This is a genomic window from Actinacidiphila bryophytorum (genome assembly GCF_016916835.1).
Taxonomy (GTDB): Bacteria; Actinomycetota; Actinomycetes; order Streptomycetales; family Streptomycetaceae; genus Actinacidiphila; species Actinacidiphila bryophytorum.
Genome location: NZ_JAFFIX010000012.1, coordinates 122,518 through 147,495, shown reverse-complemented (window position 1 = coordinate 147,495; position 24,978 = coordinate 122,518). Strand labels below are relative to the sequence as shown.

At 73.1% G+C, this 24,978-nt stretch carries 18 protein-coding genes and 1 pseudogene; 11 read left to right on the top strand and 8 right to left on the bottom strand.

Going from position 1 to position 24,978, the window contains the following annotated elements; genetic code table 11:
* Nucleotides 1-3: 3 nt before the first annotated feature.
* Complete coding sequence (locus JT723_RS19430) at nucleotides 4-1,104, bottom strand: NADH:flavin oxidoreductase/NADH oxidase (protein ID WP_205045952.1); 1,101 nt, start codon at nucleotides 1,102-1,104, stop codon at nucleotides 4-6.
* Between the two features lie 274 nt (nucleotides 1,105-1,378).
* Between JT723_RS19430 and JT723_RS19425 the strand changes: the two genes are divergently transcribed.
* Nucleotides 1,379-3,106: a ricin-type beta-trefoil lectin domain protein gene (locus JT723_RS19425; RefSeq protein WP_205045951.1), complete on the top strand. Its 1,728-nt coding sequence runs from the start codon at nucleotides 1,379-1,381 to the stop codon at nucleotides 3,104-3,106.
* Nucleotides 3,107-3,121: 15 nt separating this feature from the next.
* On the opposite strand, the gene glgX is transcribed toward JT723_RS19425, so the two are convergent.
* Nucleotides 3,122-5,287 carry a glycogen debranching protein GlgX gene (glgX, locus tag JT723_RS19420; RefSeq protein WP_205045950.1) on the bottom strand — a complete coding sequence of 722 codons (2,166 nt, stop codon included), beginning with the start codon at nucleotides 5,285-5,287 and terminating at the stop codon, nucleotides 3,122-3,124.
* Nucleotides 5,288-5,437: 150 nt separating this feature from the next.
* Nucleotides 5,438-6,052, bottom strand: a complete 615-nt coding sequence (locus JT723_RS19415) for a DUF3558 domain-containing protein (protein WP_240165855.1) — start codon at nucleotides 6,050-6,052, stop codon at nucleotides 5,438-5,440.
* A 320-nt stretch (nucleotides 6,053-6,372) separates the two neighbouring features.
* Here JT723_RS19415 and JT723_RS19410 point away from each other — a divergent pair, with 320 nt between their 5' ends.
* The 9 genes from JT723_RS19410 (at nucleotide 6,373) to JT723_RS19370 (ending at nucleotide 18,207) form a co-directional block, all read left to right on the top strand.
* Nucleotides 6,373-7,356: a magnesium and cobalt transport protein CorA gene (locus JT723_RS19410; RefSeq protein WP_205045949.1), complete on the top strand. Its 984-nt coding sequence runs from the start codon at nucleotides 6,373-6,375 to the stop codon at nucleotides 7,354-7,356.
* Between the two features lie 99 nt (nucleotides 7,357-7,455).
* Entirely contained in the window at nucleotides 7,456-8,793 is a 1,338-nt protein-coding gene (locus tag JT723_RS19405; RefSeq protein ID WP_251512626.1) for an MFS transporter, read from the top strand.
* Nucleotides 8,794-8,955: 162 nt separating this feature from the next.
* Complete coding sequence (locus JT723_RS19400) at nucleotides 8,956-9,513, top strand: phospholipase domain-containing protein (RefSeq protein WP_205046014.1); 558 nt, start codon at nucleotides 8,956-8,958, stop codon at nucleotides 9,511-9,513.
* 318 nt (nucleotides 9,514-9,831) lie between these two features.
* Nucleotides 9,832-11,784: a hypothetical protein gene (locus JT723_RS19395; RefSeq protein ID WP_205045948.1), complete on the top strand. Its 1,953-nt coding sequence runs from the start codon at nucleotides 9,832-9,834 to the stop codon at nucleotides 11,782-11,784.
* 116 nt (nucleotides 11,785-11,900) lie between these two features.
* A complete protein-coding gene (locus JT723_RS19390; protein WP_205045947.1) occupies nucleotides 11,901-12,425 on the top strand; it encodes a PadR family transcriptional regulator in 525 nt (174 codons plus the stop codon).
* Nucleotides 12,422-13,120, top strand: coding sequence for an ABC transporter ATP-binding protein (locus JT723_RS19385; protein WP_205045946.1), 699 nt, complete (start codon nucleotides 12,422-12,424; stop codon nucleotides 13,118-13,120). Before JT723_RS19390 ends, JT723_RS19385 begins: the two co-directional genes overlap by 4 nt.
* The gene (locus JT723_RS19380; protein WP_205045945.1) at nucleotides 13,117-15,369 is read left to right on the top strand and encodes an FtsX-like permease family protein; all 2,253 of its coding nucleotides are present in this window, start codon (nucleotides 13,117-13,119) and stop codon (nucleotides 15,367-15,369) included. The genes JT723_RS19385 and JT723_RS19380 overlap by 4 nt, the downstream gene beginning before the upstream one ends.
* Before the next feature lie 298 nt (nucleotides 15,370-15,667).
* On the top strand, nucleotides 15,668-17,167 hold the full coding sequence (locus JT723_RS19375) for a cytochrome ubiquinol oxidase subunit I (protein WP_205045944.1): 1,500 nt from the start codon (nucleotides 15,668-15,670) through the stop codon (nucleotides 17,165-17,167).
* A complete protein-coding gene (locus tag JT723_RS19370) occupies nucleotides 17,164-18,207 on the top strand; it encodes a cytochrome d ubiquinol oxidase subunit II (protein WP_205045943.1) in 1,044 nt (347 codons plus the stop codon). The genes JT723_RS19375 and JT723_RS19370 overlap by 4 nt, the downstream gene beginning before the upstream one ends.
* A 9-nt stretch (nucleotides 18,208-18,216) precedes the next feature.
* Here JT723_RS19370 and JT723_RS19365 read toward each other — a convergent pair whose 3' ends face one another.
* The 4 genes and pseudogenes from JT723_RS19365 to JT723_RS19350 all read right to left on the bottom strand — a co-directional run bounded on the left by JT723_RS19365 (nucleotide 18,217) and on the right by JT723_RS19350 (nucleotide 23,199).
* The gene (locus JT723_RS19365; RefSeq protein ID WP_205045942.1) at nucleotides 18,217-19,797 is read right to left on the bottom strand and encodes a GMC oxidoreductase; all 1,581 of its coding nucleotides are present in this window, start codon (nucleotides 19,795-19,797) and stop codon (nucleotides 18,217-18,219) included.
* Nucleotides 19,798-19,911: 114 nt separating this feature from the next.
* Entirely contained in the window at nucleotides 19,912-20,397 is a 486-nt protein-coding gene (locus JT723_RS19360; RefSeq protein ID WP_205045941.1) for a gluconokinase, read from the bottom strand.
* A gap of 310 nt (nucleotides 20,398-20,707) precedes the next feature.
* Nucleotides 20,708-21,067, bottom strand: a pseudogene (locus JT723_RS36185) (cyclase family protein); the annotation flags it as partial.
* Between the two features lie 305 nt (nucleotides 21,068-21,372).
* Nucleotides 21,373-23,199: a glycoside hydrolase family 15 protein gene (locus JT723_RS19350; protein WP_205045940.1), complete on the bottom strand. Its 1,827-nt coding sequence runs from the start codon at nucleotides 23,197-23,199 to the stop codon at nucleotides 21,373-21,375.
* Between the two features lie 174 nt (nucleotides 23,200-23,373).
* Between JT723_RS19350 and JT723_RS19345 the strand changes: the two genes are divergently transcribed.
* On the top strand, nucleotides 23,374-24,342 hold the full coding sequence (locus tag JT723_RS19345; RefSeq protein WP_205045939.1) for a DUF389 domain-containing protein: 969 nt from the start codon (nucleotides 23,374-23,376) through the stop codon (nucleotides 24,340-24,342).
* A 28-nt stretch (nucleotides 24,343-24,370) separates the two neighbouring features.
* Here JT723_RS19345 and JT723_RS19340 read toward each other — a convergent pair whose 3' ends face one another.
* Nucleotides 24,371-24,967, bottom strand: a complete 597-nt coding sequence (locus JT723_RS19340) for a hypothetical protein (RefSeq protein WP_205045938.1) — start codon at nucleotides 24,965-24,967, stop codon at nucleotides 24,371-24,373.
* Nucleotides 24,968-24,978: the final 11 nt, after the last annotated feature.

Here is a 24,978-nt window from a genome sequence, read left to right as displayed (position 1 = left end):
GCCCTAGGAGCGGTGGTACTGCTGCGGCACGTACGGCTCGGCGCCCAGCTCCTCCGCCGCGTGCCGGGCGAAGTACGGGTCGCGCAGCAGCTGGCGGGCCAGCAGCACAGCGTCGGCGCGGCCCGAGGCCACGATGTCCTCGGCCTGCGCCGCCCCGGTGATCAGACCGACCGCGGCCACCGGCATGCCGGCCTCCTCGCGCACCCGCTCGGCGAAGGGCACCTGGAAGCCGGGAGCCGCCGGGATGCGGGCGTCGGGGGCGTTGCCGCCGGTCGAGACGTCCATCAGGTCCACCCCGCGGGCGGCCAGCTCCTTGGCGAAGGCCACGGTGTCGTCGCCCGTCCAGCCCTCGCGGTCGTCGTCGGCGTTCTCGCTGAGCCAGTCGGTGGCCGAGATCCGGTAGAGCACCGGCAGGTCCTGCGGCCAGACCGCGCGCACCGCCTCGACCACCTCCAGCGGGAAGCGGGTGCGGTTCGCGAAGGAGCCGCCGTAGGCGTCGGTGCGGCGGTTGGTGTAGGGGGAGAGGAACTGGTGCAGCAGGTAGCCGTGGGCGCCGTGGATCTCCACGACCTGGAAGCCGGCGGCCAGCGCCCTGCGGGCGGCGCCGGCGAACTGCTCGACGATCTCCCGTATGCCGTCCTCGGTCAGCTCCTCGGGCACGGTCGAGGCAGGCGCGAAGGGGACCGGGCTCGGGCCGACCGGTGTCCAGCCGAGCGGCGCGTCGGGCGGGATCGGTGCGCCGCGGTCCACCCAGGTGCGCTCGGTGGACGCCTTGCGGCCGGCGTGGGCGAGCTGGATACCGGTGACGGTGCCCTGCCCCTTGAGGAAGGCGGTCACCCGGCGGAAGGCCGCGACCTGCGTGTCGTTCCAGATGCCGAGGTCGTAGGGGGTGATGCGGCCCTCGGGGCTGACCGCAGTGGCCTCGGTGAGGATCAGCCCGGTGCCGCCGGCCGCCCGCGAGGCGAGGTGCGTGAAGTGCCAGTCGTTCGCGGTGCCGGTGTCCGCCCCGGTGGGCGCGGCGCTGTACTGGCACATCGAGGCCATCCAGACGCGGTTGCGCGTGGTCAGCGACCGAAGGGTGTACGGCTCGAACAGCTTGGACATGGGGGGTCTCCGGGGGAAGGGCTGCTGGTTCCTGCCGTTCATAATACTTGCACGAGCAGGTATATGCTCACGCATCGAATGACGTGACGTCCGTCACCGGAGCCGCCGCCGGGATCTGCCCGCGGTGGGGGTCCGCGGATACCCGCTGGGGTGCCGCCGACTCGCTGTGTCCTGCCCGCCGATCTCTTGTCGAAAGCCCCGGCGATCTCCAAGCTGTGTACATGACACACCCATCCCGCACGGCGGGCTGACGTACCTCCGGAGGATCGGACATATGCGCGTGAATTTTGCAGGGGCACGGCGCGGCGCGTGGAAGAGAGCGCTCTCAGCGCTTCCCGCTCTCGCCCTCACGGTGGCGGTCGCCGCCGCCGTGGCACCGGACGCGGGGGCGGCGGTGCCGCCGGCGCCGTCGGGATTCACCCTCACCTGGAGCGACGACTTCAACGGTGCGTCCGGCACCGGCATCGACCAGGGCCTGTGGAAGTACGACACCGGTCCCGGCAGCACCTTCGGCACCGGTGAGATCGAGACCATGACCAGCAGCACGTCGAACGTGTACTACGACGGCCAGGGCCACCTGGTGCTGCAGGCCCTGCACTCCGGTTCCGACCCGCGCAGCGGGTGGACGTCGGGCCGCGTGGAGACCCAGGCGGCGACCTTCGGCGCCCCGGCCGGCGGTGTCGTACGCATCGAGTCCGTGCTGCAGCAGCCCAACGTCAGCACCGCCAACGGGGCGGGCTACTGGCCGGCCTTCTGGATGCTCGGCGCACCCCTGCGCAGCGGCGTGACCTGGCCGACGTCCGGCGAGATCGACATCATGGAGGACATCAACGGCCGCAGTTCCGACTTCAGCACCATCCACTGCGGGGTGAGCCCGGGCGGGCCGTGCAACGAGTCGACGGGCATCGGCTCCGGCGAGCGCGCGTGTTCCGGCTGCCAGACCGGGTTCCATGACTACGCGGCGGAGATCGACCGCTCGGTCTCGCCGGAGCAGATCCGCTTCTACCTCGACGGGAACAACTTCTTCACCGTCAGCGCCAGCCAGGTGGACGCGACGACCTGGTCCAACGCGATCGACCACCCCTTCTTCATCATCTACGACCTGGCCATCGGCGGCGGCTTCCCCGACGCCTTCGGCGGCGGCCCCAACTCGGCGACGGTCTCCGGCGGCAAGCTCGTCGTCGACTCGGTCGCGGTCTACAACAAGGGACCGGGCTCCGGGGGCGGCGGCGGCTCGGTGAGCGGCCAGACGATCACCGGCCCCGGCGGCAAGTGCGTGGACGTCGCGGGTGACGACACCGGCGGTGACGGCACCGCGGTGCAGTTGTGGGACTGCCAGTCCGGCGCCAAGGACCAGCACTGGACGTGGAACGGCCAGACCCTGCAGACGCTGGGCAAGTGCCTGGACATCGCCGGCGGCAACAGCGCAGCCGGCACGAAGCTCCAACTGGCCACCTGCAACACCGGCGGCTACCAGAACTGGGTGCGGCAGACCGACGGTTCGCTGCGCAACCCGACCAGCGGCCGGTGCATCGACTCGCCGTCGGGCGCCACCGCCAACGGCACCCGGCTGCAGATCTGGGACTGCAACAGCTCAGGCGCGCAGGTCTTCGCCATCGGCACCCCGATCTACGGCCCCGGCGGCAAGTGCGTGGACGTCGCGGGTGACGACACCGGCGGCGACGGCAGCGCGGTGCAGCTGTGGGACTGCCAGCAGGCCACCTCGCTGGACCAGAAGTGGACCTGGAGCGGCCAGACGCTGCGCACGCTGGGCAAGTGCCTGGACATCGCAGGCGGCGTCAACGCTGCGGGAACCAAGCTCCAGTTGGCCACCTGCAACGGCGGCGGCTACCAGAACTGGGTCGCGAACGCCGACGGTTCGATGTCCAACCCGACGACGGGCCGGTGCATCGACTCGCCGTCGGGTGCCACCGCCAACGGCACCCGGCTGCAGATCTGGGACTGCAACAGCTCGGGCGCCCAGAAGTTCGGCCTGGCGTAAGGCCGGCAGGCCCTGCTAGCGGGGCCTGCGCGGGAGCCCGGCGGCTGTCAGGGCGCGGCGTACGAGGCCGGCCTGGCGGCGCGGGCTGATGAGGATCAGGGTGGCGCGGGGCGGCACGACCAGCGTCCCGCCCGCCTTGACCTCGGTCTCGTCGGCGGTCTCGGCACCGGTCGCGGTGTCCACCGCGACCTGCCACGCGTCCGCGTAGGCCCGGCCCGGCAGGGTGAACTCGACCGGCTCGTGGTGGCTGTTGAGCAGGACCATGAAGGAGTCGTCCACGATCCTGCCGCCCCGCGGGCCGGGTTCGGATATGGCGTCGCCGCGCAGGAAGAGCGCGACCGCGTGGGCGTCGGCGCGGTGCCAGTCGGCCTGCTCCATGGTGCGGCCGGCGGGCGTCAGCCACATTGCGTCCCCGAGACCCGGCCCCGCGGTGTCGCCGCGCAGGAAGCGGCGCCGCCTGAAGACCGGGTGGTCGCGCCGCAGGGCGATCAACCGCCGGGTGAAGTCGAGGAGTTCGCGCTGCCCGGCGTCCAGGTCCCAGTGCGTCCAGGACACCTCGCCGTCCTGGCAGTAGGCGTTGTTGTTGCCGTGCTGGGTGCGGCCGAACTCGTCGCCCTGGCTGATCATCGGGACGCCCTGCGAGATCAGCAGGGTGGTGAGCAGGTTGCGCTGCTGGCGGGCGCGCAGGTCCAGCACGTCCGGGTCGTCGGTGTCGCCCTCGGTGCCGCAGTTCCACGACCGGTTGTGGCTCTCGCCGTCCCGGTTGTCCTCGCCGTTGGCCTCGTTGTGCTTGTCGTTGTACGAGACCAGGTCGCGCAGCGTGAAACCGTCGTGGCAGGTCACGAAGTTGACGCCGGCCCGGGGGCGGCGGCTGTCGTCCTGGTAGAGGTCGGAGGAGCCGGTCAGCCGGGAGGCGAGGTCGGGCAGGGTGGAGTTCTCGCCGCGCCAGAAGTCGCGCACGGTGTCGCGGTAGCGGCCGTTCCACTCGCTCCACAGCGGCGGGAAGTTGCCCACCTGGTAGCCGCCCTCGCCGACGTCCCACGGTTCGGCGATCAGCTTGACCCGGCTGACCACCGGGTCCTGCTGGACCAGGTCGAAGAAGGCGGACAGCCGGTCCACCTCGTGGAACTGCCGGGCCAGGGTGGCCGCCAGGTCGAAGCGGAAGCCGTCCACGTGCATCTCGGTGACCCAGTAGCGCAGACTGTCCATGATCAGCTGCAGCACGTGGGGGCTGCGCATCAGCAGCGAGTTGCCGGTGCCGGTGGTGTCGAAGTAGTGCGCCGGGTCGTCGTCCACCAGCCGGTAGTAGGAGGCGTTGTCGATGCCGCGCATCGACAGGGTCGGGCCGAGGTGGTTGCCCTCGGCTGTGTGGTTGTAGACCACGTCGAGGATCACCTCGATGCCGGCCGCGTGCAGGGCCTTGACCATCGACTTGAACTCGGTGACCTGGCTGCCCCTGCCGCGGGAGGAGGCGTAGGCGTTGTGCGGGGCGAAGAAGCCGATGGTGTTGTAGCCCCAGTAGTTGCGCAGCCCGCGGTCCAGCAGGTGGCCGTCCTGCACGAACTGGTGCACCGGCATCAGCTCCAGCGTGGTCACGCCGAGGCCGGTCAGGTGGTCGACGACGGCCGGGTGCGCAAGGCCCGCGTAGCTGCCGCGCAGCTCCGCCGGCAGCTGCGGGTGCAGCATCGTCAGGCCGCGCACATGCGCCTCGTAGATCACCGACTCGTGGTAGGAGTGCCCCGGCGGCCGGTCGTCGCCCCAGTCGAAGGACGGGTCGGTCACCACGGACAGCATCGTGTGCCGCAGGCTGTCCGCGGTGTTCAGGCCCTGCGGGTCGCCGAAGGGGTAGCCGAACAGCGACTCGTGGCCGTCCGCCTGGCCGTCGATGGCCTTGGCGTACGGGTCGAGCAGCAGCTTGGCCGGGTTGCAGCGCTGCCCGCGCCACGGCTCGTACGGCCCGTGCACCCGGTAGCCGTAGCGCTGGCCCGGGCCGACACCGGGCAGGTAGGCGTGCCAGATGAAGCCGTCGACCTCGGTCAGCGCCACCCGCCGCTCGCGCCGGCCCCGGTCGACCAGGCACAGCTCGACCCGGTCGGCGGCCTCGGAGAACAGCGCGAAGTTCGTCCCCGAGCCGTCGTACGTCGCCCCGAGCGGATACGCACGGCCGGTCCACTTCTGCATGTCCCCGCCCCTCAGCCGGGCCGCCCGCTGCGGCCGCACGAGGCGTCTACCCCGCGGCCCGGGAGGTAGCTGGGCGACATCGCGTTGTCCGGCCGCCGATACCAGACCGTGATGGTGGGGGGCGGGGACGGGCAGTCGGCAGGAGCGGGGTCAGGCCGGGATGCGGCCCGCGACGACCGCGGCCGCCTTCTTGGCGATGTCGCAGGTCCTGGCCGGGTCCTCGTCGTGCATGACGGTGACGTCCACCACCTCGTCGCCGGTCACCTCGAGGACGATGACGCAGCTCTTGGTGTCGACGATCTGGTTCTGCGACATGGCGGCCCGGTGCCCGGCCATGTCGGGCAGCGCCTTGACCGTCGAGCCGTTGAACTCCATGTCGTAGACGTCGGCGCTGACGTCCTTGATGGTGACGGCGTAGTCGTAGCCGCTGCAGATGCCCTCGCTCGCCGCGGTCGGCTTGAACAGGCTGTCCTGGTTCAGCTCCGGCACGTCGGCGGGCTGGAGCAGGGAGCAGGGGTCGGTGCCCGCGAGCGGCGATCCGGTCTTGCTGCTGCGCCCGTCCACCGAGCCGCTGCTGCCGCCGCCGTCGGAGCCGCCCGACGCCCCGTCGTCGTCCTTGCCGCCGCTGCTCGCGCCCATGCTGCTGCTCCCGCCGCTGCCGCCCGTGCCGCCGCTTCCGCTTCCGGCGCGCATGTCGCTGCTGCTGCAGGCGGCGAGCCCCAGCACACAGGCCAGGATCGCTGCCGCAGAAACGATGTGTCGCATATGAGGGTCCCCCTTGATTGCGGTCCGGCCCGGATCGTACCGACGCCCGGTCGCAAAGACCGCGGCATCGGGAAAATCCTGCGGCGCGTGCGGCAGCAGGGGCGGGGCGCCGGGAGGCGCGCGCAGGGCCCGGCCCCCGGCCCGCCGACCAGGTCACCCGGGTGGCGGACGCACCGGGCGGCCGGCGGCCCGCGGACGTATCGTCGGCTCAGGCCGGACGTCGCAGGTGCCCGCCGGGCCGGGCGTGTCGTCGCCCGCCCGCCCGGCCGCAGCCGCCGCAGGGGCACGCAGGCAGACCCGCTCGTGGAACGGACCAGTGCGTGATCATCGACCGCGCCATCTATCGCGACGGCCGGCGCATACCGGTGCCCGGCGACCTCGCCGACGCCCTGCGCGGCCTGCGGGCCGCGGACGAGGGCTTCCTGTGGGTGGGCCTGGCCGACCCGACGGAGGACGAGGTCGCGTGGCTGGCCTCCCGGTTCGCGCTGCACCCGCTGGCGGCCGAGGACGCCCAGCAGCCGCACCAGCGGCCGAAGATGGAGGAGTACAGCGACGTCCTGGTCACCGTCGTCCGCCCGCTGTCCTACGACCGCGAGCAGGCGGTCGTGACGTCGAGCGAGGTGGTGGTCTTCGTCGGCGACTCCTTCGTGGTCGCCGTACGGCACGGCGACACCCGCGTGCTGGCCGGGGTGCGCTCCCGGCTCCAGGAGGCGGGGGGCCTGGCCCGGCACGGTCCGGTCACCGTCCTCTACGCCATCTGCGACGCGGTGGTGGACGACTACCTGGACATCGCCGCCAACCTCCAGGTGGACCTGGAGGAGCTGCAGGGCCAGGTGTTCTCCTCGGCCCGCGGCGACGACGCGCGGCTGTCGGAGACCATCTACTCCTTCAAGCGCCAGGTGCTGGAGATCCGCCGGGCCACGGGTCCGCTCACCGGCCCGATGGCCCGGCTCTCGGACAGCGGCGTGCCCTTCGTCCCCGCGGACAGCAGCGCGTACTTCCGCAGTGTCGCGGGGCACCTGGCGCGGGCCGACGGGGTGGCGGAGAACCTCGACGGCCTGCTGTCCGACATCCTGACCGCACATCTGACACAGGTCGGCGTCCAGCAGAACGACGACATGCGGAAGATCTCCGCCTGGGCCGCGATGGCCGCGGTCCCCACCCTGATCGCCGGCGTCTACGGCATGAACTTCGACCACATGCCGGAACTGCACCAGATCTGGGGCTATCCGGCCGCCCTCGGCCTGATGGCGGTGGTCGTCCTCGGCCTGTACGTGCTCTTCAAGCGCCGCCATTGGCTGTGAGCGCCGGCCGCCGGGCCGTGAGCTCCGCCGCAGCCGCGCCATGCCTGCGGCCCTGACCTGGCAGAACAGCGCGGGAGTGGCGCTGTTAGCCTGCATGGCGTGATCCGGACGACGGCCAGGCAGCGCAGGCGCCGCGGGCCGGACGCAGGCCCGGACGCAGGCCCGGACGCAGAGCGGGACGCCGGGTCGGACGCGGGGCCGGACCCCGGGCCGCAGCGGGCGCTGATCGCGGCGAGCTTCGTCAACCGGGTCGGCAACGGGCTGTTCAACACCGCGGCCGTCCTCTACTTCACCCTGGTCGTGCACCTGCCCGCCGCACAGGTGGGCGCCGGCCTGACGATCGCCGGCCTGACCGGCCTGGCGGCCGGCATACCCGCGGGCAACCTGGCCGACCGCTGCGGCCCGCGCACGGTGTGGCTGGTCACGCTTGCGCTGCAGGCCGCCACGATGGCGGCCTTCACCGCCGTCGACGGCTGGCTCGCCTTCACCCTCGTCGCCACCCTGGACCGGCTGGCCGCAACCGCGAGCGGCGCCGCGGCCGGCGCCCTGGTCGCCAGGGTCAGCGGCGAGCGCCCCGCCGCCTTCCGGGCGCGGCTGCGCACCTACGTCAACCTCGGCGTCGTCGTCGGCACGCTGGGCGCGGCCTTCGCCATCCAGGCCGACACCCGCGCCGCCTACACCGCGCTCATCCTCGGCAATGCCGCCAGCTTCGCCGTGGCCGGCCTCGTCGTGCTCGCCGGCGTCCCGCACTGCCCGCCGCTGCCCCGGCCCGCCGGGCACCGCCGGTGGTCGGTCCTGGCCGACCGGCCGTACCTGGCCTTCGTCGGGCTCTACAGCGCCATTGGCCTGCAGTACCAGGTCGTCTCGCTGCTGCTGCCGATCTGGCTCAGCGCCCACACCGACGCACCGCGCTGGACCGTCGCGGCGGTCTACGCGGTCAACAGCGGTGTCTGCGTGCTGCTGCAGAGCCGGATCGGCGCGACGGTGGAGACCACCCGGCAGGGCGGCAGGGCCTTCCGCCTGGCCGGGGGCCTCTTCCTGGTCAGCTGCCCGGTGATGGCGCTGACCGCCGACGTCCCCACCTGGGTCGCGGCACTGCTCGCGGTCCTGGCGGTGTGCGTGCACAGCGTCGGGGAGGTGTGGGAGTCCTCGGCGAGCTACGCGCTCGGCTTCGGCCTGGCACCCGACCACGCCCAGGGGCAGTACCAGGGCCTGCTCGGCATCGGCTTCACCGCGGGCCAGGCCCTCGCGCCGGTGGTCCTGACCGGGGCGGTGCTGGCGCTCGGGCACACCGGGTGGCTGCTGCTCGGCGTGCTCTTCGCCGGCCTCGGCGCGGCGGGACCCCCGGTGGCCGCATGGGCGGCGCGGACCAGGCACGTACCGCAGGACGCGCAGCCTCCGGCGCCCGGCCGCTCCCCGCTGCCGGGGACCGACTGACCGCCTTCTCCGCCGGGTAGCGGGCCGCCCGGTGGCGGCCATGCGGCGTTCACCGGGCGGCCGTTGCGGTCCCGCACCCCGCAAGTCACCGTGGTTGCTCACGCCCCTCGTCAAGTGCGCCCCCCTTCCCTTGAGTTCAGGAGGCAATTCCCCGTGACCGCCATGAACCGCCGCTCGTTCCTGGGTGCGGCAGCCACCGCCGGTACGGGCATCAGGCTCGGCGCCCTGCCCGCTTCCGGCGCCGCTGCCGAGAACGTCAACCGCGGGGTCCCGCGCCCGTACACGCTGCCCGCAGGTGCGACCGCGGCCGACTCCTTCCCCTGCGGTACGGGCTACGGCAACGGCGTCTACGACCTGACGGTGACCGGCCCCAACCGCTTCCTGTGCCGGTTCCGCGGGGACGCCGCCGAGCCGGGCAGGTACCTGGCTGTCTCGACCTCCTACGCGGTCGAGAGCCACACCGGCAAGCTCGCCCTGTGGTTCACCCTGACCAACTCGGGCTCCTCCGCCGTGCAGGTGACGATCACCTCGCACGCCTACCGCAGCGACGGCCCGTGGAACTACACGGTCCCCGCCGGGGGAAGTACCCGCGACTACTTCAACGCCGTGGCCTACACCGACGGCTGGTACGACTTCACCGTCACCACCTCCGCCGACGCGACCTGGTCCCAGCGCTTCACCGGCCACCTGGAGACCGGCGCCCCGAGCGTCACCGGCTGACCGGCGCGACCGCGCAAGGCGGCCCGGGCCGCGGGGAGTTCGCCCCCGTGACCCGGGCCCCTCCGCCTCCGCTGAGGCGGCCGGCGCCGGTCCTGCGGCGCGAATCGGCCAGCGCGCGCGGGGGTCTGCGGGGCGGGGAGGGCCGCGACGTGCCGGGACCCTCCGGCGGCGGCAGGGCGGGCATTCCGGCGACCGGCGACTTGTCGCCAATCACCGGGTTTTTCTGTACATGACATCGACGCACCGTGGGCGCGTGCTTACGATTCGCCGCAGCGCGGGCACCGGCCAGGTGACCCCCGACTTGCGAGAAGGTGAAGCGTGGACAGACCCTTATCCGGTCCCACCCTACGGGCGCCGGGACACCGCAGACGGCTGCTGGGCATCGTCGCGACCGCGTTCGCCACGCTGGTGGCGATCGTGCTGATCCCCACCGGCGCGGCGGCGGGATCGACGGCACCCTCGCCGCTGACGGCGCAGCAGTGGCACAGCTCCATGGCACAGCTCGCCACCCCGGCGAAGGGCTGCTACACCGCGTCCTACCCGGCGCTGGCCTGGCACGCCACCGGCTGCACCACCGCGCCGGCCGCACCCTTCGTGCCCAAGGCCGCCGGCGCCGCCGCAGGCCCGCACCTTCCCGCGGTGGCGCGCGGCACCTCCCCGGCGAGCGGAGCCGCCGCGGGGCACGGGACCCCGGGGGCCACGCCGTACGTGGTCGGCAACGGCATCGACTTCTCCGCCGGGGTCTCCGGCGTCCTGAACGGCGCCACCGGCTCCTTCGCGACCGTCTCCGGTGTGACGAGCGAGACCGGCGGCGGCGTCGCCAACTCGTACTCGCTGCAGCTCAACAGCGCGCCCTTCACCAGCCCGGTGTGCGCGGGGCACCCCGGCTGCCAGGGCTGGGAGCAGTTCATCTTCTCCAATCCCGGCACGGGACCCAGCTCCGCCTTCATCCAGTTCTGGATCCTGAACTACGCCGCCGCCTGCCCCGCCGGCTGGTGGACGTACTCCGTGCACTGCTACCGCAACGGCTCCGCCGTCGCCGTCCCCTCGCAACCCATCGCCAACCTGGCGAGCCTGAGCCTGTCGGGCAACGTGACCAGCGCGCTGGACACCGTGGTGATGTCGACCGGCGGCGGCACCCTGAGCGCGTCGACTGCCGACAGCACCCTGAGCCTGGCCGCGGCATGGAACGCGGTCGAGTTCATGATCGGCGGCAACGGCGGCGGGTCGATGGCGACCTTCAACCCCGGCTCCACGCTGACCGTCCGCACGGTCACCCACAACGGCACGACCGCGGCGCCGACGTGCCTGACCCAGGGCTACACCGGCGAGACCAACAACCTCAACCTCGTCGGCACGCCCGCCTACGGGCCGGGGACGTCGCCGTCCATGCAGAGCGTGCAGAGCAACATCCTGACCAGCCCGCCCTCCTGTGCCGCGGCCCACGGCACCGGTGACACGCACCTGGAGACCTTCGGCGGCACCTACTACGACTTCCAGGCGGAGGGCACCTTCACCCTCGCCCGCTCCTCCGCGATGACCGTGCAGAACAACCAGGTCTCCGGCGCCCCGCTCGGCTGGCCGGGAGCGGCCGTCAACAGCGGGGTGGCCACGCAGATGGGCGCGGACAAGGTGGCGGTGTGCGCCGCCCGCGGCCTGGTGGTCAACGGGACGCCCACCTCGCTCGGCTCCGGCGGCACGATCACCCTGGCCTCCGGCGACCGCATCGTCCGCACCGGCAGCCAGTACGTGGTGACCGACCCGCAGGGCGACAGCATGACGGCCACCGTCAACCCCGGATACGTGGACGTCTTCGTCGGCCTGGGCTCGTACCCGCAGCCGGTGGTCGGGCTGCTGGCCAACGCGCCCGGCACCAACGACAAGCTGCGCACCAGCACCGGTGCGGTGCTGTCCATCCCGGTCGACTTCAAGACGCTCTACAGCGTCTACGGCGACAGCTGGCGGGTGCCGGACAGCGAGTCGCTGGTCGCGGTGTGCGGGGACAAGACGCAGGCCGCCGACCCGGCCGCGCCCTTCTGGGCCGACCAGCTGCCCAAGGACCTGCAGGCCAAGGCGCTGCAGATCTGCCAGCAGGACGGCGTGCGTGACGCCACCCTGCTGGAGGCCTGCACGCTCGACGTCGGTGTGCTCGGCGAGGTCGCGGCGACCGAGTTCGTCGGCGAACCGGCCCCGGTCAACGTCGCCTTCAGCGAGGACACGCAGAACGGCCGTACGACCGCGGGACCGGCGTCCGGCGTGAGCACCCGTTAGCCGCAGGACACGGCAGAACGCGGGCCCGCAGCCTCCCGGTTGCGGGCCCGCCCGTGGCCGCGGGGCGTACGGGACCGACGTTGACTCGGTGTGCACACTGAGTGTATACACGGAGTGTGAACGTACCACTGACACTCCTCGGGCTGCTGGAACGCCAGTCCAGCCACGGCTACGACCTCAAAAGGGACTACGACACCTACTTCAGCCCGGGCAAGCCGCTGCTGCTCGGGCAGGTCTACTCCACGCTCGGCCGCCTCGCCCGCGACGGCAAGGTCGTGGTCGGCCCGACCGAGCCGGGCGCGGGACCCGACCGCAAGCGCTACGTCATCACCGACCGCGGGGCCACCGAGGTCGAGGAGTGGCTGACGGAACCCGTCGAGACCGAACAGCACCTGCAGACCGAGCTGTTCACCAAGGTCGTCCTCGCGCTGATGCTCGGCCGCGACGCGTCGGCCTACCTGGACCTGCAGCGCACCGCGCACGTCGCCCGTATGCGCGAGCTGACCGAGGTCAAGCGCACCGGGATGCTGATCGACAAACTCCTCGCCGACCACAGCATGTTCCGCCTGGAGGCCGACCTGCGGTGGATCGACGTCACCCAGGCCCGGCTGGGCGCGCTCGCCGAGGAGGTGCGCAAATGACCGCCGGGCAGGCGCCCCTGCTGGAGGTGCGGGACGCCGTGCTCTCCTTCGGGCAGACACCCGCGCTGCGCGGCGCCGACCTGTCGGTCGCGGCCGGCGAGATCCTGGCGGTCATGGGCCCCAGCGGCTCGGGCAAGTCGACCCTGCTGCACTGCATGGCCGGCATCCTCGTGCCCGACAGCGGCGAGGTCCGCTTCGACGGCCGCCGGGTGGACCGGATGCGCGAGCCCGAGCGCAGCGAACTGCGCCGCGACCGCTTCGGGTTCGTCTTCCAGTTCGGCCAGCTCGTGCCGGAGCTGACCGCCGAGGAGAACGTCGCGATGCCGCTGCTGCTCGGCGGGACCCGCAGGGGTCCCGCGCTCGCCGAGGCCCGCGGCTGGTTCCCGCGGCTCGGCCTCGACGGCCTCGGGGGCCGCAGGTCAGGCGAGCTGTCCGGCGGCCAGGCCCAGCGGGTCGCGCTGGCCCGCGCCATGGTCGCCAGGCCCGACGTGCTGTTCGCCGACGAGCCGACCGGGTCCCTCGACTCGCTCACCGGCGAGCAGGTGATGGAGCAACTGGTCGACGCGGTGCGGGAGAACGGCACGACCGCCGTCATCGTCACCCACGAGGCGCGCGTCGCCGCCTGCGCCGACCGCGAGGTCATGGTGCGCGACGGCAAGGTGACCTCGCTGCGGCTGGAAAGGACGGGACCGTGATCCGCCTCGGAGTGCGCCTGGCACTCGGCAGCGGCCGCGACGCCCTGGTCCGCCTGCTCATCATCGCCTCGGCCGTCGCGCTGGGCACCGGCCTGCTGCTCGGCACCCTGGCCGCGCTCAACGCCACCGGCACCCAGAACGACCGCAACGCCTGGCTCAACACCGGCCGGGACGGCAGCGGGCAGCAGCGGCCGGCGGGCACCGCCGATCCGTTGTGGTGGCAGATCGGCGCCGACGGCTTCCAGGGCAGGCTGATCGGCCGTATCGACGTCGCCGCCACCGGCCCCACCTCGCCGGTCCCGCCGGGCATGCCCCGGCTGCCGGGACCCGGCGAGTACTACGCCTCCCCGGCGATGAGCGCGCTGCTGCACGACACCCCTGCCGGTGAACTCGCCGACCGCTACCCGGGCCGGCAGGCCGGAACCATCGGCGACGCGGCACTGCCGGGACCCGACTCGCTCGTCATCGTCGTCGGCCACCGCCCGGCCGAACTCGCCGGGCAGCGGCACGCCGTGCAGGTCCGCGCGATCGCCACCCGGTCGCCGAGCAGCTGCAACGGCCCCAGCTGCGACATCGGCACCGACAACAACGGCATGGTCCTGATCCTCTCCGTCGTCGCCGCGGCCATGATCTTCCCCGTGCTGGTCCTCGTCGGCACCGCCACCCGGCTCTCGGCCGCCCGGCGCGAACAGCGCTTCGCCGCGATGCGGCTGATCGGGGCGACACCCCGGCAGATCGCGGTGATATCGGCGGTCGAGTCGACCGTCGCCGCCGCCGCGGGCGTCGCCGCGGGGTTCTGCCTCTACGCGGCCCTGCGCCCGCTGCTGGCGAAGGCCGACTTCACCGCCACGCCCTTCTTCACCTCCGACCTGTCGCTGACCACCGCGGACGTCCTCGCGGTCGCCCTCGGCGTCCCCGTGGCGGCGGCGGTCTCCGCACGGATCGCCCTGCGCCGGGTGCAGATCTCCCCGCTCGGCGTCACCCGGCGGACCACCCCGCGGCCGCCGCGCGCCACCCGGGCGATCCCGCTGGCGGCCGGCCTGCTGGAACTCGGCTTCTTCATCGGCCGCCGCCCCGCCACCAGCGGCGGCCAGGCACTGGCATTCCTGCCCGGCACCCTGCTGGTGCTCGGCGGGATCGTGCTGGCAGGGCCGTGGCTGACCATGGCCGGCGCCCGGCTGATGGCCGCCCGCGCCCGCCGCCCCTCGGGGCTGGTCGCGGGACGCCGGCTCGCCGACGACCCCCGGGCGGGCTTCCGGGCGGTGAGCGGGCTGGTCCTCGCGCTGTGCGTGACGACCGGGGCGGTCGGCGTGATCGACGCCATGGTGCACGAGCGCGGACTGCCCAGCAGCCCGGAGCCGGTGCGCCACACCGTGCTGAGCGACCACACCGACTACCTCCCCGGCCGCACCGTCGGCACCGCCGCAGAGCCGTCCGGCAGCCTGCTCGCCGCACTGCGCGCGGTCCCCGGCGTCGGCGGCGTCACCGTCCTGCACTCCGACCCGGCCGCCGCACCCGGCGCGCAGCAGGAGTACGGCGGCGCCCTCGCCGACTGCACAGAACTGGCCGCGATGCCGGTCTACGGCACCTGCCCGCCCGGCGCCCGTACCGCCCGTGTGCCGACCGGCTTCGGCGGCTACGGCCTCGACCACGACAGGTCCTGGCCTTCCGTCTGGCCGGCTGCCACCAGCAGCCCGGAGCAGGTGCGGGACCTGCCGGTGACGCAGATCGCCGTCACCACCGACGGCTCCCGCAGCGCCGTCGAGACCGCCCGCACCCTGCTGGCCGCCGCCTACCCGGCGGACGACCCGCCCTACACGGTCGCGGAGGAGCGCACCCGGATGTCCGCCGACCTCGACGCCTTCCGGCAGTTGGCAGACGTGGTCATCGCGGTGAGCTTCCCGATCGCCGGCTGCAGCCTGGCGGTCAGTGTGGCCGGCGGGCTCAGCGACCGCAGGCGCCCTTTCAGCCTGCTGCGGCTGACCGGCGTACGGCTGCGCACCCTGCGCAGGGTCGTGCTGCTGGAGAGCGCGGTCCCGCTGCTGGCGGTCGCGGCGGTCGCGATCGCCACCGGGTTCGCGGCGGCCCAGCTCTTCCTGCGGGCGCAGCTGAGCTACTCCCTCCAGCCGCCGGGCGGCGAGTACTACGCGATCGTCGCCGGCGGCATCCTCGCGGCGCTCGCCGTGATCGCCGCGACGCTGCCGCTGCTGTCCCGGCTGACGGGGCCGGAGAACACCCGCAACGAGTAACGCCGTTGCGGGACCGCCCCGGGCAGCGGGTGCGGGGGGCGCTTCCCGGGGGCGCTTCCCGGGGCGGCACCCGCTTCGGGGCCGCCGGGAGGGGGCGGGCGGCGGGCCGGTAGGCCGCACGGATGACGTGGGCGGGTGAAGCGGGCGGGCACGTGCGCGTCGATACGGGCGCACGGGAGGCCGGGTGCTTTCGTCTGACTTCTGAACGCGACTGCTCGTGCGCCGGGTTCACGCTGTCCGCCACCGTCACGACCTCCCGAGTCCCCGCAGGGGTGCGGGGAAGAGCACCGAGGCACCCATGCTCACCTCAGCACTCCAGCTGGCGTCCGGCACCCCGCCGCAACTCCTCCCGTCGCGTGAGCTGATGGCCTTCACCCTGGCCTCGCACATCCTGCTGGTCCCCTTCGGCGTGGCGCTGCCCTTCATCACCCTGGTCATGCACTACCGGGGCCTGCGCCGGGGCGATCCGGTGGCATTGAAGCTCGCCCGGCGCTGGTCGGCGGTGATGGCTGTGCAGTTCGCCATCGGGGTGGTGACCGGCACCGTGCTGTCCTTCGAGTTCGGCCTGCTGTGGCCGGGGATGATGGGGCGCTGGGGCGACGTGTTCGGCCTCGGCTTCGGGGTGGAGGCGTGGGCCTTCTTCCTGGAGGCCGTGATGATCGCGGTCTACCTCTACGGCTGGCGCCGGTTGAAGCCGTGGACGCACTTCTGGCTGGCCGTGCCGCTGCCGCTGGCCGCGCTGATGGGCGCGTTCGGGATCGTCGCGGCCAACTCGTGGATGAACACCCCGCAGGGCTTCCGCCTCGACCAGCAGGGCAGGCCCGTCGACGTCGACGTGCAGAAGGCCGTGTTCACCCCGATGTTCGGACCCGAGTACTGGCACTTCGTGGTCGCGATGTTCCTGACCGCGGGCTACGTCGTCGCCGGCGTCTACGCGGTCGGGTGGCTGCGCGGCCGCCGCGACCGCTACCACAGGCTCGGCTTCACCGTCCCCTTCACCATCGCGGCAGTCCTCAGCCCGGTGCAGTTCTTCCTGGGCGACTCCGCCGCCCGCTCGGTCTTCCACAAGCAGCCGGTGAAGTTCGCGGCCATGGAGATCGTCTGGAAGACCAGCACGCACGTGCCCGAGTACGTCTTCGGCCGGCTGAACTCCGACGGGTCCATCTCCGGCGGGATCAGGATTCCTCAACTGGACTCGATCCTGGCCGGGTTCAGACCCAGCACCAAGGTGACCGGCCTGACCTCGGTGCCCGCGGCCGACCGCCCCACACCCGCTGAGGCGACCATCGTGCACTTCGCCTTCGACATCATGGCCACCATCGGGAGCGTGCTGGTCCTGCTGGCGCTGTGGTACGCGTGGGTGTGGTGGCGGCACCGGGGCCTGCCGCCGGGCCGCTGGTTCTACCGCTGCGCCGCGGTCGCCGGCGCGGCCTGCCTGGTGACCGTCGAATGCGGGTGGATCGCCACGGAGGTCGGCCGGCAGCCCTGGATCGTCTACGGCAACATGCGGGTCTCCGAGGCCGTCACCCACACCCGCGCCGGCGGCATCTGGGCGGTGTTCGGCGTCGTCATCGTCGTCTACGTCGCCGTGTTCTGGTCCTTCCTCGCGGTCGTGCTCAAGATGCGCACCCGCTGGCGGGTCGCCGACGAGACGGCCGCGGGCCTGCGCGCCGCGGTGGCCCCCGAGGTCGACACCCCCTACGGGCCGAGGGGCGAGTCCGACCCCGCGGCCGTCGGCGCCCCCGCCGGCGGTTCCGGAACCGGACCCTCGGACCGGCACCCGGGCGGTGACCGATGATGGCCGACCTCATCGCCTGGGTGCTGGTCGTGGTGATCGCCGCCTACGCCTGCGGCGGCGGCACCGACTACGGGGCCGGGTTCTGGGACCTGGCGGCGGGCGGCGCCGAGCGGGGGCAGCGGCCCCGCTGGCTCATCGACCACGCGATGGCGCCCGTGTGGGAGATCAACAACGTCTGGCTGATCTTCGTCCTGGTCCTGATGTGGACCGGCTTCCCGACGATGTTCCAGGCCGTCTTCACCGCCCTGTGGCTGCCGCTGGTCCTCGCGGCCGTCGGGATGGTGCTGCGCGGCGCCGGCTTCGCCCTGCGCAAGCCGAGCAAGAGACTGGCCAGGCGGCGGGTCTTCGGTGCGGTCTTCGCCGTCGCCTCCCTGGTCACGCCGTTCTTCCTCGGCGCGGTGCTCGGCGCCGTCGCCTCCGGCCGGGTCGCGGTGGGCACCCCCGCGTCCGCCCACGTGTGGACAGGCCCCACGTCGATCCTGGCGGGGCTGCTGGCGGTCGCGGCGACGGCCTTCCTCGGCGCGGTCTTCCTGGGCGCGGACGCCCGGCGGTTCGGCGCGGACGACCTCGTCGGCTACTTCCGGCTGCGCGCGCTGCTCGCCTTCTGCGCGGTGGTCGTCCTCGGCGTGGTCGCCGTACCGGTCACCCACCACGACGCCCGCCACGTCTGGCACGGCCTCACCCACGGCCTGGGCCTGCTGATGATGCTGCTGTCCTGCCTCGCCGGGGTGGTCACGGTGCTGCTGGTGTGGCTGCGCGCGCACCGGTGGCAGCGCCACACCTCCGTCGCCACGCTCGCCCTGGCCGTACTGGCCTGGGGCTTCGCCCAGCGCCCGTATCTGCTGCCGACCTCGATGACGGTGGCGCAGGGGGCCGGCGCCGCGCACACGCTGCGCTGGCTCGGCCTGGTCTCGCTCATCGCGGCCGTGCTGGTGGGTCCCGCGCTCTTCCTCGTCTACCGGCTCGACACCCAGGGCACCCTTGAGCCGCTCACGGACACCGACACCGTTGCCTCGGGGCTGCCGGGGGACGACCTGTGAGCGGGCGGGTCAGCGCAGCCGCTCGGCGATGTGGTCGGCGACCCGCAGGGCGTTGGCGATCGCGGTGAGCGACGGGTTCACCGCGCCGATGCTGGGGAAGAACGACGTGTCCACGACGTAGAGGTTGTCCAGGTCGTGGGCCTTGCAGTCGACGTCGAGGGCCGAGGCCGCCGGGTCGGTGCCGAAGCGCACCGTGCCGGCCTGGTGGGCGGTCGCCCCGATCGGCATGCCCTTGTGCAGGTAGATGCTGTGCGAGAGCAGGTGGTGCTCGTGCATGCCCAGGCGCCCGAGCATCCCCTGCAGCTTGTGCCGGAGCCGCTTGAGCCCTGCCGTGTTGTTCTTCTCGTCGAGCGCCAGGTGGATGCCGCCGTCCCCGTCGAGGGTGACCCGGTTCTCCGGCAGCGGCAGGTCCTCGCCGCACAGCCAGAAGTCCACGGCGTGGTGGGCGATCACCTCGAAGGGCATGTCGGGGGCGACCTTGCCGGCCCACCGGGGCGCCTCGCCGTGGATCTGGTCGGCGTCGGACTTGCCGAGCATCTGGATGCCGCCCAGCGGGTAGTCCCAGTCGTCGGCGCCCAGATACCAGTCGTGCAGGGCCAGCGTCTTCTGGAACCTCGTGGGGTTCGGCTCCTTCGACACGGCCATCAGCGCCAGGTTGTTGTGCCGCATGTAGTGGCGTCCCACCACGCCGGAGCTGTTGGCCAGACCGCCGGGGTGCCGGTCGTTGGCCGAACGCAGCAGCAGAACCGCCGAGTTCACCGCGCCGCAGGCGACGACGACCACGTCGGCGCGGAAGACCTGCGTCGAGCCGTCGGCCAGTTCTGCGACCACGCCGGTGACCGTACGCCCCGACGCGTCGGTGTCCAGGCGGCGGACGTCGGCGTTGGTCACCATCGTCACGTTGGGGTGCTCCAGCGCGGGGTCGACGCAGATCACCTGCGCGTCGGATTTCGCGCCCAGCAGGCACGGGAAGCCGTCTACCCGGTCGCAGCGGATGCAGGCGCTGCCGCGGGCGGCCCCGCCGCTCTCGTCCTGGGTCAGGTCCACCCCGATCGGCAGGTGGAAGGGGTGCAGGCCCTGCCGCTCCAGGTCGTCGCTGAGCTGCTGGATGCGCGGCTCGTGCGCCACCGGCGGGTGCGGGTAGTCGCCGCTCGCCGGGCCTTCCGTGGGGTCCTCGCCGTGCCGCCCGTGCACCTTGTACAGGTGCTCTCCTTGCGTGTAGTACGGCTCCAGGTCCTCGTAGCGGATCGGCCAGGCGGGGGAGATCCCGTCGTGGTGGCGCAGCTCCCCGAAGTCCTCGGGGCGCAGCCGGAAGAGGGCGGCGCCGTAGAACTTCGTGTTGCCGCCGACGTAGTAGTTGACCTCGGGCGGGAAGCTGTTGCCGTGCTTGTCGTACCAGAACTCCTTCGCCCGGTATTTGCCCTGCACGAAGACCGCGGTGGACTCCCAGTTGTCGCGCTCCCTGGGCAGGTAGTCGCCACGCTCCAGGATCAGCACCCGCTTCCCGCTGGGCGCCAGCCGGTGGGCGAGGGTGCCGCCGCCCGCCCCCGTACCGATCACGATGACGTCGTATGACTGGTCGCCGGCCATCCGCGGGTCCCGTTCTGAGCAAAGTGACAGGGGGCAGATCGGGCACGAGTACCCGTTGGGCAGGCTAACCCGGGGCTGCGGCGACCGCGCGGCGGCGACCGACCGGGGGCGGGCTCACCCTGGCGCCGGCCGCAGCGCGGCGGCCGCCTCGTCCGCGAGCGCGTGCGGCTCGGCTGTTGCGTCCAGGGTGCGGCCCGGCTCCCCGGGCTCCAGCGGTTCGAGGGCGCGGTACTGCGAGCCGACCAGGCGCGCGGGCATGAAGTGGCCCTTGCGGCCCGCGACACGGCGGTCGGCGGTCTCCTCGTCCAGCACCAGCGACAGGAACCACACGTCCGGCGCCGCCCGCCGGAAGAGGTCGCGGTAGTGGCGTTTGAGCGCGGAGCACGCCATCACCCCGCCGCCGGAGGCCTCGGCCTGCCGCAGCCAGTCGGCCAGGGCGTGCAGCCACGGCATGCGGTCCCGGTCGTCGAGCGGGCGGCCGGCGGCCATCTTGGCGCGGTTCGCCGCCGGGTGGAGGTCGTCGGCCTCGGCGAAGGGGACGCCGAGCCGGTCCGCGAGCAGCCGCCCCACCGTCGACTTCCCCGAACCGGACACGCCCATGACCACCACCACCGGGACGCGCCCCCGCTGCGTCACAGCACCGCCAGCGGATTGACCGGCGACCCGGTGCCGCCGGGCAGCCGCAGCGGCGCGACCACGCACAGGAAGGACCAGCGCCCCTGCTGCTCGCACAGCGGGACCAGGCCTCGAACTGCAGCCAGTCCAGCAGGTGTACGCCCATCGCGTGGATCGCCAGCACGTGCACGGGGAAGCCGACGCCGTCGGCGGCGCTCGGGGCGGTGTCGCTGTTGCCGTCGCTGCCCAGCACCGCCACCCGCCGCTCCGCGACGAACTCCAGCGCGCTCGGGTGCAGGCCCGCACGCCCCCGGGAGACGTCCCAGGGACCCTGCTCGGTACGGCGTCTGCGGTGCCCCACCCGGACCAGCAGCAGGTCGCCCGCGCCCACCCGCGTCCGCTGGGCGCGCTCGGCAGCCCGCAGGTCGTCCGCGGTGGCGCCGTCGCCCGGGTCGAGCCACGGCACACCGCGCAGCCGCGGGATGTCCAGCAGGACACCGCGGCCCACGATCCCGTCCGCGACGGTCTCGACGGACAGCGCGGTCGCGCCGCCCGCGGTGACCCGGTCCGCGGGCACACCGCCGTGCAGGGTGCCGTCGTAGACGACATGGCACAGCGCGTCGAGGTGGCTGTCCACATCGCCGTGCACGGTCATCGCGAAGCTGTCCCGGGCGAAGTGCAGTCCGGGGCCCGCGCCCGCCATGCCGTCGGCCGCCGGGCCGACCATCGTGTGCCGGGCGGGCTCCGGGTCGTCGGGCGCCGCCTGCGTCTGCACCGGGGCGGCCAGGGTGACGCTGCGGCCCAGCCGCACCTCGCGGGCCGCTGCCGCGGCCCTTTCCGGGGTCAGCGCCGCCAGTGCCCCGCGCGCCCCCGCCGCCCAGCCGTTGCGGGCGGCCAGCTCCCGGTACAGCGCCGCGAAGTCGTCCGCACTCAGCGCGGGCGGTCGGGACGGGGCCATGGTCAGCGGCTCCTGCCCTGCTCGGCGTCGAGGGCCTCGTCCAGGGTCGTGGCGGCCATGATGAGCGCCAGGTGGGTGAAGGCCTGCGGGAAGTTGCCGAGCTGCTCGCCGCTCGGGCCGACATCCTCGGCCAACAGGCCCACGTGGTTGGCGTAGGTGAGCATCTTCTCGAAGGTGTAGCGGGCCTGCGCCACCCGCCCGGCCCGGGCGAGCGCGTCCACGTAGAGGAAGGTGCACAGGCTGAAGGTGCCCTCGGAGCCGCGCAGCCCGTCGGGCGAGGCGGCCGGGTCATAGCGGTAGACCAGGCTGTCGGACACCAGCTTGCGGTCCATCGCGTCCAGCGTGGACAACCACATCGGGTCCTTGGGCGCAAGCATGCCGACCCTCGGCATCAGCAGCAGCGAGGCGTCCAGGACGTCACCGTCGTAGTGCTGGACGAACGCCTGCTCCTTCTCGCTCCACCCGCGGTCCATGACCTGCTCGAAGACCGCGTCCCGTGCGGTGCGCCACTTGGCCATGTTCGCGGGGCGCCGGAAGTCCTCCGCCAGCCGCATGCCGTGGTCGAGGGCCGCCCAGGACATCACCCGGCTGTAGGTGAAGTCCTTGCGGCCCCCGCGGGTCTCCCAGATGCCCTCGCCCGGGCGGTCCCAGTTGTCGGCCAGCCAGTCCAGCACCTCCGCCAGCGCGTGCCGTCCGCCGTACGTGGCCTGCTGCCCGATCTCCCGGCCCTGCGCCACGGCGTAGACGGCCTCGCCGTAGATGTCCAGCTGCAGCTGGTCCCCGGCCCCGTTGCCGAGGCGCACCGGCGCGGAGCCGCGATAGCCCTCCAGGTGGTCCAGGGTCTCCTCCGGCAGGTCGGGGCTGCCGTCCACCCGGTACATGATCTGCAGCGGCTCGCCGCCCGCGCCCTCGCGCTTTCTGACCCGGTCCACCAGCCAGTGGATGAAGGCCGTCGCCTCCTCCACGAAGCCCAGGTCGAGCATCGCCCGCACCGACAGGGAGCCGTCGCGCACCCGGGTGAAGCGGTAGTCCCAGTTCCGCTCGCCGCCCACCTGCTCGGGCAGCCCCATCGTCGCCGCCGCGACCAGCGCGCCGGTCGGGGCGTACGTCAGCAGCTTCAGGGTGATCACCGAGCGGTGCACCAGCTCGGGCCAGCGGCCGCGGTAGCGCGACTGGCGCAGCCACTTCTGCCAGAACTTCGTGACCTTCGCCAGCGCCTCCTCCGCCGACCCGACGGTCGGCGCCGGCGGGGCCTCACCGCCGGGCTCGCACACCGTGAACGCTGCGCAGCCCGTCTCGCCCGCCTTGAGCCGCAGCGTGCCGCGTACGTCGTCGCCGTCGGCCTCCAGCGGGAAGGTGGCCCCCAGGTGCGCGTCCACGCCCGGGGCGTGGAAGGCCGCCCGGCTGCCCTCGGCCTCCACCCGGTGGCCGGCCAGGCCGTAGTCGAAGCGCGGGCGGCACCGCAGGGTGAACCCGACGCTGCCGCGCACCGCCCGCACCACCCGGACGAGCGTGTGCCGGCCGGTCGCGGCACCGCCGCGGTCCGGCGGCATGAAGTCCAGCACCTCGCCGACGCCGTCCGGCGACATGAACCGGGTCACCAGCACCGCGGTGTCCGGCAGGTAGAGCTGCTTGCACACCACGTCGGGGTGCTCGGCCGCCGGCCGGAAGCAGCCGCCGCGGTCGTGGTCCAACAAGGCCGCGAAGATGCTCGGCGAGTCGAAGCGGGGCGCCGCGAACCAGTCCACGACGCCCTGCGACGACACCAGCGCCGCACACTGCAGGTCGCCCACGAGACCGTGCTCGGCGATGGGGGGATAGCGGTCCATGGCTCCTCCGGGCTCGTGCCAGCCCCCCGCACCCCACTATCGGACGGCACCCATCGAGGCCGCCACACGGCAGCCGAGCCCCCGGCGTGTTACCGGAGCGGGCCGTCCGGTCACACATGGAGGGACAGGTTGCGGCGGCGGCGCGGGTCGCGGGCCGACGGCGGAAGGACGCCCATGCGGATGATGCACGTGCGGCTGGTGAGCCCGCCCGACCTCACCGGATGTGTGCTGGAGCTGCTGCACGCCGACCGCTACGTCTTCAACCTGGTCGTCCACCCGGGACGGGCCAGCCACCCGGAAGGCGACGCGGTCGAGTGCGACGTGCTGACCGGCGCCGCCAACGGCCTGCTGCGCGGCCTGCACGACCTGGACCTCGACCGGCGTGGCTCGGTCGCCGTGGAACCGGTCGACATGGCCTTCTCCGGCGCCGCGGCGGAAGCCGAGGTGCGGCAGCTCGGCGCCATGGCCCACGCGCCGGTCTGGGAGGAGGTCGAGTCGCGCATCCGCGCCGAGGGCACCTACCTGCCGCGCTTCTACGTCTACCTGACCGTCGCCAGCCTCATCGGCTCCGTCGGCATCCTCACCAACTCGCAGATCCTGATCGTGGCGGCGATGGTGGTCGGCCCCGAGTACGGCGCGATCACCAGCATCGCGCTCGGCCTGGACCGCGGCCACCCCGCCAGGATCCGGGCCGGCCTGTCGGCGCTGACCGTGGGATTCACCCTGGCCGTCCTGGTCACCTTCCTCTTCTCCCTGGTCATCCGCGGCCTCGACCTGCAGCCCAAGGCCTTCGACCGGGGCCTGAGACCGGTCTCCGACCTGATCAACACCCCCAACGTCTACTCCGTCGTCGTCGCGGTCCTGGCCGGCGTGGTCGGCATCGTGTCGCTGACCGAGTCGCGCACCAGTGCCCTGCTCGGCGTCTTCATCTCGGTCACGACCATCCCGGCCGCCGCCGACATCGGGGTCTCCTGCGCCTTCTTCAGCTGGCGCGAGGCCCGCGGATCCCTCATCCAGCTGCTGGTGAACATCGTCGTGCTCATCGTTGTCGGCGTCTTCACCCTGCGCTTCCAGCGCGCTGTCTGGCAGCGCATCGGCAGCCGCCAGCAGCGCTCCGCCCCGCCCGGCGCCCCCGCCCCCTGACCCCGCGAGCCGGGTCCGCCCCCGCCGCTCAGGCGGCCTGCACCGCGGGGAAGCCGAGGACGTCGACCAGGTCCGCGAACAGCTCCTCCGCGAAGACCTCCGGCTCCGACCGCAGCATCCGTTCGACCGCGGCCACCTCCACGCCCGCGCCGAAACCGGCCTCGGCGGCCCAGGCGAGCACATCCCGCGCCGCCTCGGGCACCTCCGCCTCGAAGGTGGCGAGCCTGCGGGCGACGGCCTCCCTGCCCTGCGGCGAGGCGAACCACCCCAGCGCGTCGGCCGTGCCCGCCGGCGGGTCGACCTGCAGCGCGGCGGCCGCCTTCGGATTGAGCGTCACCGACCACTCCCGTCCGCTCGGGGACAGTCCGACGACGTAGACGACGTCGCTGTCGAAGACGAAGCCGAGGCAGGCCGGCGCCCCCGACCACCGGACCAGGTCGCGCAGCATCGCCTCGTCCCACCAGTCGCCGCCGACCTGCGCCGTCCGCCAGCCGCCGGCCCGCGGCCGCCACTCGCCGTGCCCGGCCGTCTCGTCCCTGACCTCCTGTGGCAGCCCGCCGAAGACCGGCGCCTGCGCCAGTGGCCGCTCGCTGCGGCAGAAGACCAGCGTCCCGGAGAATCCCATGCCCCCACCTC

Coding starts and splice junctions, on each gene's coding strand:
- JT723_RS19430 (WP_205045952.1), bottom strand. CDS start 1,104: ATGTCCAAGCTGTTCGAGCCGTACACCCTTCGGTCGCTGACCACGCGC.
- JT723_RS19425 (WP_205045951.1), top strand. CDS start 1,379: ATGCGCGTGAATTTTGCAGGGGCACGGCGCGGCGCGTGGAAGAGAGCG.
- glgX (WP_205045950.1), bottom strand. CDS start 5,287: ATGCAGAAGTGGACCGGCCGTGCGTATCCGCTCGGGGCGACGTACGAC.
- JT723_RS19415 (WP_240165855.1), bottom strand. CDS start 6,052: ATGCGACACATCGTTTCTGCGGCAGCGATCCTGGCCTGTGTGCTGGGG.
- JT723_RS19400 (WP_205046014.1), top strand. CDS start 8,956: ATGAACCGCCGCTCGTTCCTGGGTGCGGCAGCCACCGCCGGTACGGGC.
- JT723_RS19385 (WP_205045946.1), top strand. CDS start 12,422: ATGACCGCCGGGCAGGCGCCCCTGCTGGAGGTGCGGGACGCCGTGCTC.
- JT723_RS19375 (WP_205045944.1), top strand. CDS start 15,668: ATGCTCACCTCAGCACTCCAGCTGGCGTCCGGCACCCCGCCGCAACTC.
- JT723_RS19370 (WP_205045943.1), top strand. CDS start 17,164: ATGATGGCCGACCTCATCGCCTGGGTGCTGGTCGTGGTGATCGCCGCC.
- JT723_RS19365 (WP_205045942.1), bottom strand. CDS start 19,797: ATGGCCGGCGACCAGTCATACGACGTCATCGTGATCGGTACGGGGGCG.
- JT723_RS19360 (WP_205045941.1), bottom strand. CDS start 20,397: ATGGGCGTGTCCGGTTCGGGGAAGTCGACGGTGGGGCGGCTGCTCGCG.
- JT723_RS19350 (WP_205045940.1), bottom strand. CDS start 23,199: ATGGACCGCTATCCCCCCATCGCCGAGCACGGTCTCGTGGGCGACCTG.
- JT723_RS19345 (WP_205045939.1), top strand. CDS start 23,374: ATGCGGATGATGCACGTGCGGCTGGTGAGCCCGCCCGACCTCACCGGA.
- JT723_RS19340 (WP_205045938.1), bottom strand. CDS start 24,967: ATGGGATTCTCCGGGACGCTGGTCTTCTGCCGCAGCGAGCGGCCACTG.